Below are 16,072 nucleotides of genomic sequence, written 5' to 3'. Positions count from 1 at the left end.
CACACGTGGTCTATCAGGATCCGTCGCAGCAGGGCTGGAGGACGGCTCGCGGAACCTCCCCGAACAGCAGCAACGGATTGATGTAGTCGCCATCCCGCCGTACTCCGAGGTGGAGGGATCCTGCGGGAGTGTGCCCGCCCGTGTCCACGACCCCGAGCGTCTGCCCGGCCGTCACGAGGTCCCCCGCGACCAACGTGGATCGAACGGGTTCGAACGTCGTCACGAGACCGCCGGGATGTTCGATGGTGAGAAGCGGGCGATCCACCACGGTTCCGCGGAAGGCGACGACCCCGTCCGCGGGTGCCGTCACCTCTGCGCCGACGGATGCGGCCAGATCGACACCACGATGCCCGGCGCCGTACTCGTGGGCGGGGGCACGGTACGGAGCCGAGACGGCGCGTGGGCCGGTCAACGGCCAGCTCCAGCGTGCGTGTGCACTCGCGTCGGAGGTGTCGGCCATCGCCACGGGGCCTGCGCCGGTGAGAGGGAACAGGAGAGCGACGACGACGGCGGAGAGGATGCGCGGGTACGTGTGCATGGTGCGAGTCTGGTCCGTCGTGTTCGGTCACGTGCTCCGGGAGGCGAATGCCCACGGGAGGGCTGAGCAAGATGGACGCGCGTCGTGAGGTGCAGGGTGAGTGCGTGCACGATCCTGTATGCTGGGGGAGCACCTCGAAATCGAGGTGACTACGCGTGCCCAAAGCGATTCAGATCGCGGCATCATCTCCCACAGGTCCTGGTCTTCGACCAGGCGGGTGTGAGCCGGGCACCAGGAAGTCCGATCATCCGATCGGCTTGCAACCTCAACGGCGCAGTATCGCGCCAGAACCAGGAGACGACCATGGCTGTGGTCACCATCCGCCAGCTGCTCGACAGCGGCGTGCACTTCGGACACCAGACCCGTCGGTGGAACCCGAAGGTCAAGCGCTTCATCCTCACGGAGCGCAGCGGCATCCACATCATCGACCTGCAGCAGTCGCTGGGGTACATCGACAAGGCCTATGACTTCGTCAAGGAGACCGTCGCCCACGGTGGCACGATCCTCTTCGTCGGCACCAAGAAGCAGGCTCAGGAGATCCTTGCCGAGCAGGCGACGCGCGTCGGCCAGCCGTTCGTCAACCAGCGCTGGCTCGGTGGACTCCTCACCAACTTCCAGACGATCTCCAAGCGTCTCGCTCGTATGAAGGAGCTCGAGGAGCTCGACTACGAGGTCCCCGCGAACAGCGGCTTCACGAAGAAGGAGCTCCTGCTCAAGAAGCGCGAGCTCGACAAGCTGCACAAGTCTCTGGGTGGTATCCGCAACCTCACCAAGACGCCGTCGGCCATCTGGGTCGTCGACGCCAAGCGCGAGCACCTCGCGATCGATGAGGCCAAGAAGCTCGGCATCCCCGTGATCGGCATCCTCGACACGAACGCCGATCCGGACGACTTCCAGTACCCGATCCCCGGCAACGACGACGCGATCCGCTCCGTCTCGCTGCTGACGCGCATCATCGCCGACGCCGCGGCCGAGGGCCTGCAGCAGAAGCACAACCCGGAGACGGGCGACGCCGAGCCGCTCGCCGACTGGGAGAAGGAGCTCCTCGAGACTCCGGCTCAGGAGGTCCAGGAGTCCGCTGACGCCGCCGAGGTCGTCACCGCAGATGACGCTGCCGCCGTCGTCGAGACGCCCGCCGCTGACGAGACCGCTGCCGACGAGGCCGGTGCTGAGGCGCACGACGAGGCGATCGCCGCCGCTTCCGGTGAGGAGACCGCTGAGGTCGCCGCCGCCGAGGCTGCTGACGCCAAGTAATCCCTCGTACACACACCTAACGAAGCAAGGAGCCACCACACATGGCCAACTTCACCATCGCTGACCTCAAGGCGCTGCGTGAGCAGCTCGGTACCGGAATGGTCGACACCAAGAAGGCGCTCGAGGAGGCCGACGGAGACGTCGCGAAGGCCACCGAGATCCTGCGTCTCAAGGGTGCGAAGGGCAACGCGAAGCGCGCTGACCGTTCCACGAGCGAGGGACTGATCGTCGCTCGCGAGCAGGACGGCGCTGTGACGCTCATCGAGCTCGCCTGCGAGACCGATTTCGTCGCGAAGAACGAGCGCTTCATCGCGCTGGCCGACAAGGTCGCCGACGCTGCAGCAGCAGTCAAGGCCGACTCGGTCGATGCCGCTCTCGCAGCATCTGCCGGCGACAAGAGCGTCGAGCAGGTCATCTCGGAAGAGGCCGCGATCATCGGCGAGAAGGTCGAACTGCGTCGCGTGCGCACGATCTCCGGCGATAAGGTCGAGGTCTACCTGCACCGCACGAGCAAGGACCTGCCGCCGCAGATCGGCGTCGTCGTCGCCTACTCGGGTGACGACGCGGAGACGGCGCGCAGCATCGCTCAGCACATCTCGTTCGCCAACCCGTCGTACCTGTCGCGTGCCGACGTTCCGGCTGACGCGGTCGAGAAGGAGCGCGAGATCGTCACCGAGATCTCCCGCAACGAGGGCAAGCCGGAAGCGGCTCTCCCGAAGATCGTCGAAGGTCGCGTGTCTGCGTTCATCAAGCAGGTAGCCCTGCTCGAGCAGGATTACGCCAAGGACAACAAGCTCTCGGTCGCCCAGGTGGCGAAGGACGCCGGTATCACCGTGACGGACTTCGCGCGCTTCAAGGTCGGCGCGTAGCACCGTCGAAGGGGTTCGGATCGTCAAGATCCGAACCCCTTCTTCATGCCCACGAGGCACTATCTTGAATCGGGACGAGAGGACACCCACCCATGACTGAACGCACCGGACGCCGTCGCGTCCTTCTCAAGCTCTCCGGAGAGGCATTCGGAGCGGGACAGCTGGGCGTCAGCCCCGACGTGGTCTCCCAGATCGCCCGTGACATCGCCGCTGCGGTGGACCGTGTGGAGGTCGCGATCGTCGTCGGAGGGGGCAACTTCTTCCGTGGCGCCGAGCTCAGCCAGCGCGGTATGGACCGTGGCCGCGCAGACTACATGGGCATGCTGGGCACCGTGATGAACGCCCTCGCCCTGCAGGACTTCCTCGAGCAGGCCGGAGCCGCCACCCGCGTGCAGTCCGCGATCTCGATGACACAGGTCGCCGAGCCTTACATCCCACGCCGGGCCGAGCGTCACCTCGAGAAGGGGCGCGTCGTGATCTTCGGCGCCGGGGCTGGACTCCCGTACTTCTCCACCGACACCGTCGCGGCGCAGCGCGCGCTCGAGATCGGCGCGGACGAGGTCCTCGTCGCCAAGAACGGCGTCGACGCCATCTACACCGCCGATCCCAACAAGCATGCCGATGCGGAGCGCATCGAGCGCGTCACATATCGTGATGCGCTGCAGCGCGGTCTCAAGGTCGTCGATTCGACGGCATTCAGCCTGTGCATGGACAACAGCATGGACATGCGCGTGTTCGGCATGGAGCCGGCCGGCAACGTGACCCGTGCGCTCCTCGGCGAACCGATCGGAACCCTCGTCACCGCCTGAGCGTGTGACACGGCGGAGACGACTTCGCCCGATAGAATTTGCAGAACACCCCGACGATAGGAGCCACCGTGATCGCGGACGTCCTCGCTGAAACCACCACTCGTATGAACCGGGCGGTCGAAGCTGCCAAGGAGGACTTCTCCACGGTGCGCACCGGTCGTGCGAACCCGCAGATGTTCCAGAAAGTCCTCGTGGACTACTACGGCACCCCCACTCCGATCGCGCAGCTCGCTTCGCTGGCCAACCAGGAAGCACGCACGCTCATCATCACGCCGTACGACAAGTCGGCGCTGAAGGCGATCGAGCAGGCTATTCGCGACATGCCGAACCTCGGCGCCAACCCCACGAACGATGGCAACCTCGTTCGCGTGACGATGCCGGAGCTCACGGCTGAGCGTCGCAAGGAGTACGTCAAGCTCGTCAAGACCAAGGCCGAAGACGCGAAGGTCCACGTCCGTGGCATCCGTCGGAAGGCGAAGGATGAGCTCGACGCGCTCAAGAGCGAGCTCGGCGAGGACGAGATCGCGCGTGGCGAGAAGGAGCTCGACGGTCTGACGCGTCAGCACGTCGATCTCATCGATGACGCGCTGAAGCGCAAAGAGGCCGAACTCCTCGAGGTGTAGTCGGGATGTCTGACGAAACGCGAGATGCCGATGACGGCAGGCCGTTCATGCGTCATGGCGCGCACGACGGCACGCCGTCCGATGGCGTCCCGCTCGCGGACGCGGCGTTCCCAGCGTTCGATGCGGCAGCCGTCCCTCCACGTCCTCCGCTTCCCACGGACTCGGACGGCAGCGCATCGAGTGGCCTCGGGCCTCTGGACACTGCAGACCACAACGCGATCCGCGAGCAGTGGCGTGCCGCACGCGACGAACTCGGCAGCCACGTCTCCCACGCGCGCGACCAGCTCGACCAGGCGAACGAACGCATCAAGGAGCGCACCGGGCGAGACCTCATCCTCGCCATCCTGATCGGTCTCGCATTCGGCGCAGCACTGCTCGGATCGCTGTTGTTCCTCAAGGTCCTGTTCGTTCCTTTCGCCCTCGCGGCCGCCCTGCTCGGCGTCTACGAACTCTCGCGAGCACTGCGCAGCTCCGGTCGCAGGGTCGACGTCGTCCCTCAACTGATCGCGGCGGCGTTCCTCGTGCTGTCGGCCTACTTCGCCGAGCCGTGGTTGTGCTGGGTCATGCTCTTCCTGTCAGTCGCCTTCGTCATCGTGTGGCGCCTGATCGCGCAGATGGTCGCGCAGGACGGCCGCACCTACGGCGACGTTCTCGCCGACGCGGTGATCAGCGGGTTCGTTCAGGTCTACGTCCCGTTCCTCGCCGGTATCGCACTCATCCTCCTCAAGCAGGAGGGTGGCCAGTGGTGGGTCCTCAGCTTCATCGCGATCGCCGTCGCGGCCGATACCGGCGCCTACGCTGCGGGTCTCGCCTTCGGCCGTCATCCGATGGCTCCGAAGATCAGCCCGAAGAAGACCTGGGAAGGGTTCGGCGGTGCTGTCATCGCCTCGCTCGCTGCGGGCGTGCTGCTCGCGATCTTCCTCCTGGAGCTGCCGTGGTGGTGCGGGGTGATCTTCGGTGCGTCGATCCTGCTCTCCGCGACGCTCGGAGACCTCGGCGAGTCCATGCTCAAGCGTGACCTCGGCATCAAGGACATGAGCTCCTGGCTACCGGGGCACGGAGGGCTGCTCGATCGGCTCGACAGCATCCTGCCCTCGACGATCCCTGCGCTCTGCCTGTACTTCCTCTTCTCTCCTTGGGTGGTTCTGTGATGAACGAAGATCAGCTCGACGTGCAGACGACACAGGCACCGCCTGCGTTCGCACTGACATCCGGACGAGTGCGCGGTTATCACCGCGCCGCCGTCGACACGTTCCTCGCGTCGGCGCGCCGTGCGTTCGAAACGGGGGCCGACGAGCTCAGCGCGGACGACGTGCGCATGGCCTCATTCCCTCTGGTGAAGAACGGGTATGTGGTCGCGGACGTCGATGCGGCCCTCGGCCGTGTCGAGGATGCCTTCGCCGCACGCGAACGCGAACGCGTGGTGCGCTCCCAGGGAGCGGGCGCTTGGGTCGAGCAGGCCAGAGCAGACGCGCAGGTCATCCTGGATCACCTGGCGCGACCGCGACGGCACCGCTTCGACCGCACCGGAGTGCTCACCTTCGGATACCGTCTCGACGAGGTCGATCATGTGTCCACGCGTATCGTGCGCTATCTCCGCGATGGCGACGCGTTGACCGCCGAGCAGCTGCGCTCCGCCGCCTTCCGAATGCAGCGCGGGGGATACCGGGAAGAGCAGGTCGATGCCCTTCTGGACGCCACGATCGACGTGATTCTCGCCGTTCGCTGAGGTTCCTGATGGTCGATCCAGGCACTCTTGCGTAGACTGTCCCTCATCGTGAACTCCCGAAACGACATGAATCTCGAAAGAAACGACCTCTCGCCGGTGCCCGCGGCGAAGGCTGCTTCGGCGCGCACGGGCACTCGACGCTGGTCTCGCAGCCGCGGTGTCGTCGGTGTTTTCAGTGCTCTCGCCGTCGTGGGTTTCGCGGGCGCACTGGTGGCACCGACCGGAGTGGCACTGGCCGCGCCCGCGCCGGAGGAGTCGCCCGACTCGGCCTATTCGCTCGCGCTCGCCGACACCCAGAACCTCACCGTCACTGTCGAAGGCGCCGCGATCGCACCCGTCGTGCGCGGAGGTTTCGAGGTGTACGTCAAGCCGAAGCCGGCTCCCGTACCCACCGTCGCAGAGGCACCTCGGGGTGGTTCGTCCGGAAAGTCCTCCGGCGGCACCCTACCCCCGTACACGGGCGGTGGCGCCCCCGCGGAGTGGATGGCGGCAGCGGGAATCGCACAGAGCGACTGGCAGTACGTCGACTACGTCGTGTCCCGCGAGAGCGGCTGGAATCCGAACGCCACGAACAAGTCGTCGGGTGCTTGTGGGCTGGTGCAGGCGCTGCCGTGCAGCAAGGTTCCCGGCAACGGTTACAACCCGGTCGACAACCTCCGCTGGGCGACCGGATACGCCACCGGCCGCTACGGCAGCTGGGCGGGCGCGTACAACTTCTGGGTCAACAACCACTGGTGGTGAGCAGGCACGATGCCCCGCTCTCGCAGACGCCCTTCGGCGCGCCCTGATCCCGAGGAATCGTTCGATCGCCTGCTCGCGGGCTGGAAGCGGACCGAGACCCGACGCGGCGGTGAGTGGACAGTGCAGCCGGTCTCCGGTGCGCAGGCGCAGAAGGACTATCTCTGTCCGGGTTGCGGTCGATCGATCGAGGCCGGCACCGCCCACCTCGTCGCCTGGCGTGCAGACGGCGTACTCGGCGATGCGGCCGACCTCGCAGCCCGCCGACACTGGCACTCACACTGTTGGAGACTTGCATGAGCATCGAGATCCGAGGACCGCTCGAACTTCCGGCGCGACGCGAGGACATCAAGCTCGAGACGGCGGACGGTCTGACGCTGGTGGGAGAGCTGTCCGAGCCGGAGACCACGCCTCCGGTGGCGACGCTCGTGACGCTGCATCCGCTGCCGACGGCAGGTGGGTTCATGGACTCGCACATCATCCGCAAGGCGGCGGCTCGTCTCCCGGCTCTCGCCGACCTGGCAGTCCTGCGCTTCAACACGCGGGGGACCACCTCTCCCCGTGGCACGAGTGACGGCACCTTCGACGGCGGATCGGCCGAGCAGTTCGACGTCGCCGCGGCGATCGACTTCGTCCGGGAGCGTGCATTGCCTCGTCCCTGGCTTCTGGGCTGGTCGTTCGGCACGGAACTCGCGTTGAAGTACGGCCGCGAGCACGACATCGAGGGCATCATCCTCCTGTCTCCGCCCCTGCACCGAGCGACGCCCGAGGAGGTCGCCGCGTGGGCGACGACCGACAGACCCGTCGTCGTCCTGGTGCCGGAGCTCGACGACTACCTGAGACCCGCCGAGGCCCGTGAACGATTCGCCGCGATCCCGCATGCGCAGCTGATCGCGGTGGAAGGCGGCAAACACCTCTGGGTGGGCGAGACGCAGACACGGCGCGTGCTCACGGAGATCGTGGCAGCGGTCAATCCCGGGGCACTGCCCCTCGCCACCCATTGGCCACCCGCCGACTGATCGGCCGCCGGGCGATCAGAGCTCGTTCATCCGCGGGATGAGTACCTGACGGTAGATGATCAGGATGCTCGCGGCCACGGGGATGGCGATCAGAGCGCCGAGCAGGTTGAGCAGGCTTCCGCCGGCCAGGGCTGCAACCACGACCACAGCGCCCGGCACCGCCACCGCGCGGCTCATGATGCGCGGCGAGATCACGTAGGCCTCGATCTGCATGTAGATCAGGTAATAGATGGCTGCCGCGATCGCGATCCCCGGGGATCCCAAGCCCGGGATCAGGCACACCAGGACGATGATCGTCGAGCCCGTCAAGGTGCCCACGAGCGGGATCAACGAGAAGAAGAACGCGATCACGGCGAGGACAGCAGGGAACGGCGCCTGGATGATCGACAGGTAGATCGCGCTGAGCACGCCGTTGATCACACCCTGGGTCACCTGCCCCATCACGTAGTATCCGACCGAATCCGTGATCTGCTCGGAAAGGTCGATGAACCGGTCGCGCTTCGATGCCGGAGCCAGCTGATAGACCGCGCGCTTGAGAGACGGCGTCGATGCCGTGAGGTAGATCGTCAGGATGAGCACGATGAACGCGCCGAACAGACCGCTGAGCACGGCGCCACTCGCGACCAGGAAGCCCTGGCCGATCGAGCCGCCGATCTCGCTCAGGTTCGTGGTGAGCCAGTCCTCGACGTAACTGAAGACGTCATCGACCCTGAGGTTGGGGAATGCGTCCGTCATCCACTGCTTGAGGTCGTCGATCGCCGTGCCGCGCTGCACGATCGCCGTGATCTGCGCGATCAGCTGCGAGATCTGGTCGACCAGCACCGGCAGGATGATGAGGACGATCCCGACGAAGACGCCGAGCACCGCGAGGATCGTCACGAGAACCGCGAGCCAGCGGGGGAGACGTCGACGCTCGAGGAAGGACACGAGGGGATCGAGACCGAGGCTCAGGAACAGCGCAGTGCCCAGATAGAGCAGCACGGTGGAGAGATTCTGCACGCTGTTGATGAGCAAGATGCCCAACCCCACGCCGAGCGTCGCCACCAGGGCAGTGCGGAAGGGGTTGTGGATCTTCATGCGGGGACTCCTCGAGACGGCTGCAGCAAGGGTATACAGACGCCCGGCCTCGACACCGCCGACGTGCCGGTACGGCGTGCACTGCGCCTGCTCGTGGGCAACACACAGCTGATTTCGCTAGTCTGAAATGTCGAGTGTTGCGTCGCGGGCAGATGCCGGCGATGCGTGAGGAGACTATTCGTGCGTTTCGTATGGGCCGTGGTGGCCTTCGTGCTGGCTGCCGTGCTGATCGGTGCGGGCATAGCCCAGCGCACCATCTTCATGGGGCCGGCGACTCAGCAGACCCAGGTCGAGATCGATGAACCGGCGCCGTTCGTGCTCATCGACGGCGATGTCCTTCGGGCGCACCCGGGCGCACAGACGCTGATCGTCCGTGGACAGGGAGAGATCTTCGGGAGCTACGGCCGCACAGCCGACATGGAGGCCTGGCTCGCAGACTCCGAGTACAACCAGGTCACTGTGAAGAAGAGCGGCGACCTGGCCGTCGAACACGTCGGGGCGTCCTCCGATGAGACGGCCACCGATGCCCCGACTGATGGCGGCGACGCGTCCGATCCGGAGTCTGCGGGTCGCGACCCGCGCGGCTCCGACCTCTGGCTCGATTCCTTCTCCAAGAACGATCGACTCACCGTCGAGAACATGCAGTTGCCTGAGGGCACAAGCATGCTGATCGCCTACGACGGCTCGGCCGATGCGCCCGACAACATCGTGGTCTCGTGGCCGCTCGACAATTCGACCCCATTGGCTGGCCCCCTCATGGTCGCCGGCGGCATCGTGCTGCTACTCGGGCTCGTCCTCTACGTACTCGCCATCCGCCACCAGCGTCGCGGCCGCGGCCCACGCCGCAAGGGTCCTGGCCCGCTTCCGGCGACCGAGCCGATCGACGTCGCCGCGCTTCCCCCGGCGGAGCGTGCAGCGATCGAGGAGTCCGGCGCTCCCGTCAGCGAGCCCCCCGCAGGCACGGCAGCACAAGCTGACGGAGCGGTCGAGGAAGCGGAGATCGCGGACGAGAGCAAAGACCCCGACTCGAAGACCTCCATGCGTGCGGCCGCCCCACCGCGCCGTCGGCGCATGCTCGCCCTGCCGGTCCTCGGCCTCACGGCTGTTCTCGCCGCCGGATGCACCTCGGACTCCTGGCCGCAGCTGGGTGACGCATCGCCCACCCCATCTCCGAGCCCGACGGTGATCGCTCCGGAGAACCAGAAGCCCCCGGCGGTGACCGAGGCCCAGGCCAAGCGCATCCTGAAGACGCTCGCCGAGACGGTGAGCGAAGCCGACGCCGCGCTCGACCTCGACCTGCTCTCGACCCGTTTCGAGGGTCCGGCTCTCGCAGCGCGGACCACGGAGTACGCGCTGCGGACCAAGCTTCCGGACACTGTGCCTCCCGCCGCGATCCCGACGGACGAGGTCGAGGTCGTGCTTCCGGAGGCGACCGATCAGTGGCCGCGCACCGTGCTCATGCTCTCGAAGACCGGTGATGACACCGTGCCGCCCGTTGTGCTCACCATGACGCAGGCCGACCCGTGGTCGAACTACAAGGTCTCGAACATGGCGGAGATGTCCGCCGACGCAGCCTTTCCCGAAGTCGCCGCTTCCTGGCTCGGGACGTCACTCGTCCCATCCGACTCCGCATTCCTCACGATCCCCCCGGCGGATCTCGCCGCGACCTTCGCCGACGTCGTGGACCTGGGCGAGCAGAGCGATTCCTATGACAAGTTCGACGATCTGGCGCTGACCTACGCGAAGTCGATCACCGACAGCCGCCAGGCCGTCGTCCAGGCACTCGCCGACAAGGGAGCGGCCGACACGTCGAAGGCGGCATTCGACATGGCCCCGACGACGGACGCTCCCATCTCGATGACGACTCTCGACAGCGGGGCGATCGTCGCCGTCACGCTGACCGACACGGAGACGGTGACGCCGACGGGAGACGACGTGTCCATCCGTTTCGGTGACAACGCCCAGGCCAAGGCCCTCACCGACGCAACCGAGTCCGCGAAGGGCGTCGAGACGACCTATGAGTTCCAATTGTTCTTCTCGGTCCCGGCCAAGGGATCGACCGAACAGATCCGACTCCTGGCAGCCCACCAGGACCTCCTGTCCGTGAAGGTGATCAAATGAGCGAGATCTCTCCGGCCGCGCTGCGCGGTGCCGTCGACCTGTCGAGCCTCCGCAACCGGCCGGCTACGCCTGCGGAGGGCGCCCCCGCCCCGGGAGTGCCCGATGTCGTCGTGGATGCGACAGACGAGACGTTCGGCCAGATCCTCGAGCTCTCTCGAACCGTCCCGGTGGTCGTCGACCTCTGGGCGGAGTGGTGCGGGCCCTGCAAGCAGCTGAGCCCGATCATCGAGAAGGTGACGCGCGAGCTTGGCGGCCGGGTGCTGCTCGCCAAGGTCGATGTGGATGCGAATCCGCAGCTCGCGCAGAGCTTCCGTGCGCAGTCGATCCCGATGGTGGTAGCCCTGATCGCCGGTCAGCCGGTGCCGATGTTCACCGGGGCCGTCCCGGAACAGCAGGTTCGCGACGTCTTCGCCCAACTGCTTCAGGTGGCGGCGCAGAACGGTGTCACGGGATCACTCTCGCTCGCCGAAGAGGGCGCGGACCCGACACCTCCCGCAGAGCCGGAGCTTCCGCCGCTGCATGCCGAAGCGTTCGCCGCGATCGAGGTCGGCGACTACGCGGCAGCCATCAAGGCGTACGAGAAGGCGCTCGCGGAGAACCCTCGCGACGAGGACGCGCTCGCGGGTCTCGGCCAGGTACGACTGCTCGATCGCGTGCAGGGGCTCGATCTGCAGGCGGCACGGGCCGCGGCGGCCGACGGTCCTCTCGACGTTCAGGCGCAGTTCGACGTGGCGGACCTCGACCTCGCCGGCGGGCACGTCGACGACGCATTCGGTCGCCTGCTCGACCTGTTCGCGCAGCTTCCGTCCGACCAGCGCACGCCTGTTCGGGAGCGTCTGGTCGAGCTCTTCGGGCTCATCGGCGCGGAGGATCCCCGTGTCGTGTCCGCGCGCAACCGGCTCTCGTCGCTCCTGTTCTAGTCCGCTGTCGTAGCGCTAGGGCGCGTCGAGCACCGTTGCGCGCTCAGCCGTGGTTGACCGTCGGCACGTGCGGGTCGGACTGATGACGCAGCCAGAGCGTCGAGAGCGCGGGCAACGTCAGGGTCGCGAGCGGCGCCCCGCCTTCGGAGGGCCTGGCGTAGACCAACCCGAGATTGCCCGATCCCCGTCCGCCGTACTCCGCGGCGTCCGTGTTGAGCACTTCCTGCCAGACTCCTTCTCGCGGAAGGGCGAGCTGATACCCGCTGCGTTCCACTCCGGCGAAGTTGCTGACGACGACCAGGCGCCCACGGTGCGCGTCACGTCTCTCGAACGCGATGACGGTCGAGTCCCAGCTCGGTGCGCCGAGGCGACTGAACGACGAACCGTCGTTGTCGCGTTCCCACAGAGGGGCCTGCGCCCGGTAGGTGCGGTTCATCTCACCGACGAAGTCCTGCAGCTGGGCATGCGAGGGTTGTTCGAGCAGCCACCAATCGAGTTCGCGCCCCTCCGACCACTCCGCCAACTGACCGAACTCCTGCCCCATGAACAGCAGTTTCTTTCCGGGGTGCCCCCACATGTATCCGAGGTACGCGCGCACGTTCGCCAGCTTGTGCCAGTGGTCACCCGGCATCTTGGCGAGCAGACTGCCCTTGCCGTGCACGACCTCGTCGTGACTGATGGGCAGCAGATAGTTCTCGCCGAAGGCGTAGACGAACGAGAAGGTCATCTCGCCCTCGTGGTGCCCGCGGTACATCGGGTCGCGCGAGATGTACTGCAGGGAGTCGTTCATCCAGCCCATGTTCCACTTGAACCCGAACCCCAGGCCCGCATGGTCGGTCGGAGCGGTCACTCCGGGGAAGCTGGTCGACTCCTCTGCGATCATCAGGATCCCCGGGTGCAGCCGGTACGCGGTGGCGTTGACCTCCTGCAGGAAGCGGATCGCCTCGAGGTTCTCGCGCCCGCCATGGATGTTCGGCTCCCACTCGCCGGGCTCCCGCGAGTAGTCGAGGTAGAGCATCGAAGCGACGGCATCGACGCGGAGCCCGTCGACATGGAACTCCTTGAGCCAGTACAGCGCGTTGGCGACCAGGAATCCGCGGACCTCCGGGCGACCGTAGTCGAAGATGAGCGTTCCCCAGTCCTGGTGCTCTCCGCGGCGGGGATCCGGGTGCTCGTAGAGCGGCTGGCCGTCGAAACGCGCGAGCGCGAAGGCATCCTTGGGGAAGTGCCCGGGGACCCAGTCCATGATCACGCCGATGCCGGCCTGGTGCAGACGGTCGATGAGATATCGCAGGTCGTCCGGGGTGCCGAATCTGCTCGTGGGTGCGTAGTATCCGCTGACCTGATAGCCCCACGATCCACCGAAGGGATGCTCGGCCAGCGGCATGAACTCGACATGGGAGAACCCCGCCTCCGTCACGTGCTGGATCAGCGGGTCGGCGATCTCGCGATAACCGAGTCCGGCCCGCCAGGAGCCGACGTGGATCTCGTAGATCGACAGCGGTTGCGCGGCGGCGTGGGTGGCCGCCCGGCGTGTCATCCACGCCCCGTCGGACCAGGCATGCGCCGAGGTCGTCACGATCGACGCCGTGTCCGGCGGCACTTCTGCGGCGAGCGCCATCGGATCCGCTTTGAGGATCCACGCGCCGTCGCGGGTGCGGATCTGATACTTGTACCTCGTGCCGATCGGGAGACCCGGGATGAAGAGCTCCCAGACGCCGCTGACGCCCATCGAGCGCATGGCGTGAGCCTCGCCGTTCCAGTCGTTGTGGTCCCCGACGACGCGCACTGCTGTGGCATTCGGCGCCCAGACCGCGAACGAGACCCCGATCTCGCCGTCGAACGTGCGCAGGTGTGCCCCCAACGCCTCCCAGAGGCGCTCGTGGCGCCCTTCGGCGATCAGATGCAGGTCGAGATCGCCGAGAGTCGGCGGATGGCGGTACGGGTCGCCGGACACGGTCTCCTCATGGCCCGCATACCGAGTGGCGATGCGATAGGGGAGCGGCGGACCGTTGTGCTGACCCTCCCAGATGCCGTGGGCGACGTGGGTGAGGTCCAACCTGCTGCCATCGCCGAAGACGGCGGCGACCGCTTCCGCGAGTGGGCGTCTGGCACGGATCACGGTGACGGTGCGATCGGCGGCATCCTTGTGAGCGTGCGCTCCGAGCACGGAGTGCGGGTCGTGATGCGTGGCCGATGAGATCGCCTCCCATTCGGTGGATGCGGCGACGTCTTCCGTATAGCTCATGATCGCTCCCTCACCTTCAGGATGTGCACCGGCTCGGCGAAGGCGTCGAGCCGCACGTAGTTGTGGTCGGTCCAGGTCCAGACGGCACCCGTGAGGAGGTCCTCGACCTCGAACGACTCGCCCAGGGGGACGCCCCATCGCGTCGTGTCGAGGTGCACCGTCGTTTCTCGCACCGAGTGCGGGTCGACGTTGGCGACGACGATGACGGTGTCACCGTGACCGCTGCCGGTGAACGGAGCCGCCAGATGCTTGCTGTAGACGAGCACCGCGTCGTCGTCGCTCCAGTGCGTGCGGAGGTTGCGGAGCTGCTGCAGCGCGGGGTGTGCAGCCCTGATCTCGTTGAGTCGGCGCAGCAGGGGAGCGAGCGACTCGCCGCGGGCCTCGGCGCCGACCCAGTCGCGGAACTTGTACTCGTACTTCTCGTTGTCGATGTTCTCTTCGGAGCCGGGTCGGGCGACGTTCTCGAAGAGCTCGTATCCGGCGTACACGCCGTACACCGGGCCGGCCGTCGCGGCGATGCAGGCGCGGATGCGATACGCGGCTCTGCCCCCGAACTGCAGGTACTCGGTGAGGATGTCGTGGGTGTTCACGAAGAGGTTGGGCCTCATGTAGTCGGACGTCTCGTGAGACACCGAGGTGAGGAACTCCTCGAGTTCGGACTTGGTGTTGCGCCAGGTGAAGTAGCTGTAGCTCTGCTGGAAGCCCACCGCGGCGAGTGCGCGCATGACCGCCGGTCGGGTGAACGCCTCCGCGAGGAAGATCACATCGGGATCGGCGGCGTTCACCTCGGCGATGAGCCATTCCCAGAACTGGAGCGGCTTGGTGTGCGGGTTGTCGACGCGGAAGATCTTCACGCCCTGGGCGACCCAGTGCTGCACGACCCGCAGCATCTCGGCGTAGATGCCTGCGGGGTCGTTGTCGAAGTTCAGGGGATAGATGTCCTGGTATTTCTTCGGCGGGTTCTCGGCATAGGCGATCGTGCCGTCGGGCAGGCTCGTGAACCACTCGGGATGCTCCCGCACCCACGGATGGTCGGGTGAAGCCTGGAGCGCGAGGTCGAGCGCGACCTCGAGCCCTTCCTTCCGCGCCGCGCGCACGAACGCCCGGAAGTCCTGCGCGGTGCCGAGTTCGGGATGGATCGCGTCGTGCCCCCCGTCGGCGGCGCCGATCGCGTACGGCGATCCAGGGTCTCCGGCTTCGGCGGTGAGAGTGTTGTTGCGCCCCTTGCGATTGGTGGACCCGATCGGATGGATCGGCACCAGGTACACGACGTCGAAACCCATGGCCGCGACCTCGGGCAGACGCCGCATCGCGGTGCGGAACGTGCCGCTCTTGACCGTGCCGTCCTTCCGGCGCCTGGCGCCTTCGGAACGGGGGAAGAACTCGTACCACGCGCCGACGCCTGCTGCGCGCCGATCGGTATTCACCGTCTGCGTCTGAGTCGCGGAGCGCAGAGTCGTCACCGGGCGGTCGCGGAAGATCTGGGCCAGCCCCGCATCCGTCGACAGTGCCATGGTCATCGCGGCGTCTCCACCGCCAAGACCCGCCGCATCGGCGAGCAGCCTCTTCCGCTGCGCTGCCGGGCGGTCCGTTTCCGCAGCGGCTCGTGCGAGCAGATCAGCGCCCAGCGCCGCCATGACCGCTACATCGACGCCGGCGGCGACCTTCAGCTCCGCGGCGTGCGCCCAGGTCGCGAAGTCGTCGGAGAAGGCCTCGAAGCGGAAGAGCCATGCGCCCTGTTCGTCGAGCGCGATCTCGGTCGACCAGGTATCGGTGCCGTCGGCGCGGGGCGAGAGCCGGTGCAGGCTCTCTTCTCCGGACGGGGACGTGAGCCGGACGTGCACGCCGATGACGTCGTGTCCCTCGCGGAATGCGACAACACTGAACGGCACGACCTCGCCGACGAAGGCCTTCGGCGGGAACCCGCCGGGTACGGCGGGAGACGGATCGAGAAGCGGGATGCGCGTCGTCCTCAGCGCGCCGGGAGCATCCGCTTCGCCCAGGGCGCGCGCCGGGATCTGAGCAGGGCTCCGAAGAGCCGAGGACCGAGTACCAGCACGTGGAGCCACCTCCCGAATGTACCGCGCGGACGTGACCGCGGGTAGCGCGCGGGACGGTGCGTCGCCG

Annotated in this window: 15 protein-coding genes; 11 read left to right on the top strand and 4 right to left on the bottom strand. The window is 66.9% G+C overall.

Features of this window, described 5'->3' with window-relative positions; genetic code table 11:
• Positions 1 to 13 precede the first annotated feature (13 nt).
• Complete coding sequence (locus tag ACIQLD_RS02915; RefSeq protein WP_402604775.1) at positions 14 to 538, bottom strand: murein hydrolase activator EnvC family protein; 525 nt, start codon at positions 536 to 538, stop codon at positions 14 to 16.
• A gap of 303 nt (positions 539 to 841) precedes the next feature.
• Here ACIQLD_RS02915 and rpsB point away from each other — a divergent pair, with 303 nt between their 5' ends.
• From rpsB to ACIQLD_RS02870, 9 genes are all read left to right on the top strand, one after another.
• Positions 842 to 1,792, top strand: coding sequence for a 30S ribosomal protein S2 (gene rpsB / locus ACIQLD_RS02910; protein WP_029265446.1), 951 nt, complete (start codon positions 842 to 844; stop codon positions 1,790 to 1,792).
• A gap of 41 nt (positions 1,793 to 1,833) precedes the next feature.
• Positions 1,834 to 2,661 carry a translation elongation factor Ts gene (gene tsf, locus ACIQLD_RS02905; RefSeq protein ID WP_105668300.1) on the top strand — a complete coding sequence of 276 codons (828 nt, stop codon included), beginning with the start codon at positions 1,834 to 1,836 and terminating at the stop codon, positions 2,659 to 2,661.
• A 92-nt stretch (positions 2,662 to 2,753) separates the two neighbouring features.
• Complete coding sequence (gene pyrH, locus ACIQLD_RS02900) at positions 2,754 to 3,470, top strand: UMP kinase (RefSeq protein ID WP_017830711.1); 717 nt, start codon at positions 2,754 to 2,756, stop codon at positions 3,468 to 3,470.
• 68 nt (positions 3,471 to 3,538) lie between these two features.
• Positions 3,539 to 4,093 (top strand): ribosome recycling factor, encoded by a 555-nt coding sequence (gene frr / locus ACIQLD_RS02895; protein WP_105668299.1) that lies wholly within the window; start codon positions 3,539 to 3,541, stop codon positions 4,091 to 4,093.
• A gap of 5 nt (positions 4,094 to 4,098) precedes the next feature.
• Complete coding sequence (locus ACIQLD_RS02890; RefSeq protein WP_402604772.1) at positions 4,099 to 5,244, top strand: phosphatidate cytidylyltransferase; 1,146 nt, start codon at positions 4,099 to 4,101, stop codon at positions 5,242 to 5,244.
• Positions 5,244 to 5,822: a DivIVA domain-containing protein gene (locus tag ACIQLD_RS02885; protein WP_402604769.1), complete on the top strand. Its 579-nt coding sequence runs from the start codon at positions 5,244 to 5,246 to the stop codon at positions 5,820 to 5,822. Before ACIQLD_RS02890 ends, ACIQLD_RS02885 begins: the two co-directional genes overlap by 1 nt.
• Before the next feature lie 66 nt (positions 5,823 to 5,888).
• A complete protein-coding gene (locus tag ACIQLD_RS02880) occupies positions 5,889 to 6,563 on the top strand; it encodes a transglycosylase SLT domain-containing protein (RefSeq protein WP_402604767.1) in 675 nt (224 codons plus the stop codon).
• Between the two features lie 9 nt (positions 6,564 to 6,572).
• Positions 6,573 to 6,860, top strand: a complete 288-nt coding sequence (locus ACIQLD_RS02875; RefSeq protein WP_402604764.1) for a hypothetical protein — start codon at positions 6,573 to 6,575, stop codon at positions 6,858 to 6,860.
• Positions 6,857 to 7,579 (top strand): alpha/beta hydrolase, encoded by a 723-nt coding sequence (locus ACIQLD_RS02870; protein WP_402604761.1) that lies wholly within the window; start codon positions 6,857 to 6,859, stop codon positions 7,577 to 7,579. The genes ACIQLD_RS02875 and ACIQLD_RS02870 overlap by 4 nt, the downstream gene beginning before the upstream one ends.
• 15 nt (positions 7,580 to 7,594) lie before the next feature.
• On the opposite strand, the gene ACIQLD_RS02865 is transcribed toward ACIQLD_RS02870, so the two are convergent.
• Positions 7,595 to 8,656, bottom strand: a complete 1,062-nt coding sequence (locus ACIQLD_RS02865) for an AI-2E family transporter (protein ID WP_402604759.1) — start codon at positions 8,654 to 8,656, stop codon at positions 7,595 to 7,597.
• Positions 8,657 to 8,836: 180 nt separating this feature from the next.
• Here ACIQLD_RS02865 and ACIQLD_RS02860 point away from each other — a divergent pair, with 180 nt between their 5' ends.
• Both ACIQLD_RS02860 and ACIQLD_RS02855 read left to right on the top strand, forming a co-directional pair.
• The gene (locus ACIQLD_RS02860) at positions 8,837 to 10,777 is read left to right on the top strand and encodes a glycosyl transferase (RefSeq protein ID WP_402604757.1); all 1,941 of its coding nucleotides are present in this window, start codon (positions 8,837 to 8,839) and stop codon (positions 10,775 to 10,777) included.
• Complete coding sequence (locus ACIQLD_RS02855; protein ID WP_402604754.1) at positions 10,774 to 11,697, top strand: tetratricopeptide repeat protein; 924 nt, start codon at positions 10,774 to 10,776, stop codon at positions 11,695 to 11,697. Before ACIQLD_RS02860 ends, ACIQLD_RS02855 begins: the two co-directional genes overlap by 4 nt.
• Positions 11,698 to 11,740: 43 nt before the next feature.
• On the opposite strand, the gene glgB is transcribed toward ACIQLD_RS02855, so the two are convergent.
• Both glgB and ACIQLD_RS02845 read right to left on the bottom strand, forming a co-directional pair.
• Positions 11,741 to 13,945 carry a 1,4-alpha-glucan branching protein GlgB gene (gene glgB / locus ACIQLD_RS02850; RefSeq protein WP_402604752.1) on the bottom strand — a complete coding sequence of 735 codons (2,205 nt, stop codon included), beginning with the start codon at positions 13,943 to 13,945 and terminating at the stop codon, positions 11,741 to 11,743.
• Complete coding sequence (locus tag ACIQLD_RS02845; RefSeq protein WP_402604749.1) at positions 13,942 to 16,014, bottom strand: maltotransferase domain-containing protein; 2,073 nt, start codon at positions 16,012 to 16,014, stop codon at positions 13,942 to 13,944. Before ACIQLD_RS02845 ends, glgB begins: the two co-directional genes overlap by 4 nt.
• Positions 16,015 to 16,072: the final 58 nt, after the last annotated feature.

Source organism: Microbacterium sp. NPDC091662 (genome assembly GCF_044756705.1).
GTDB lineage: Bacteria > Actinomycetota > Actinomycetes > Actinomycetales > Microbacteriaceae > Microbacterium.
Note: the sequence above shows the minus strand (reverse complement) of the source record. Positions and strands in the feature narration are given on the sequence as shown.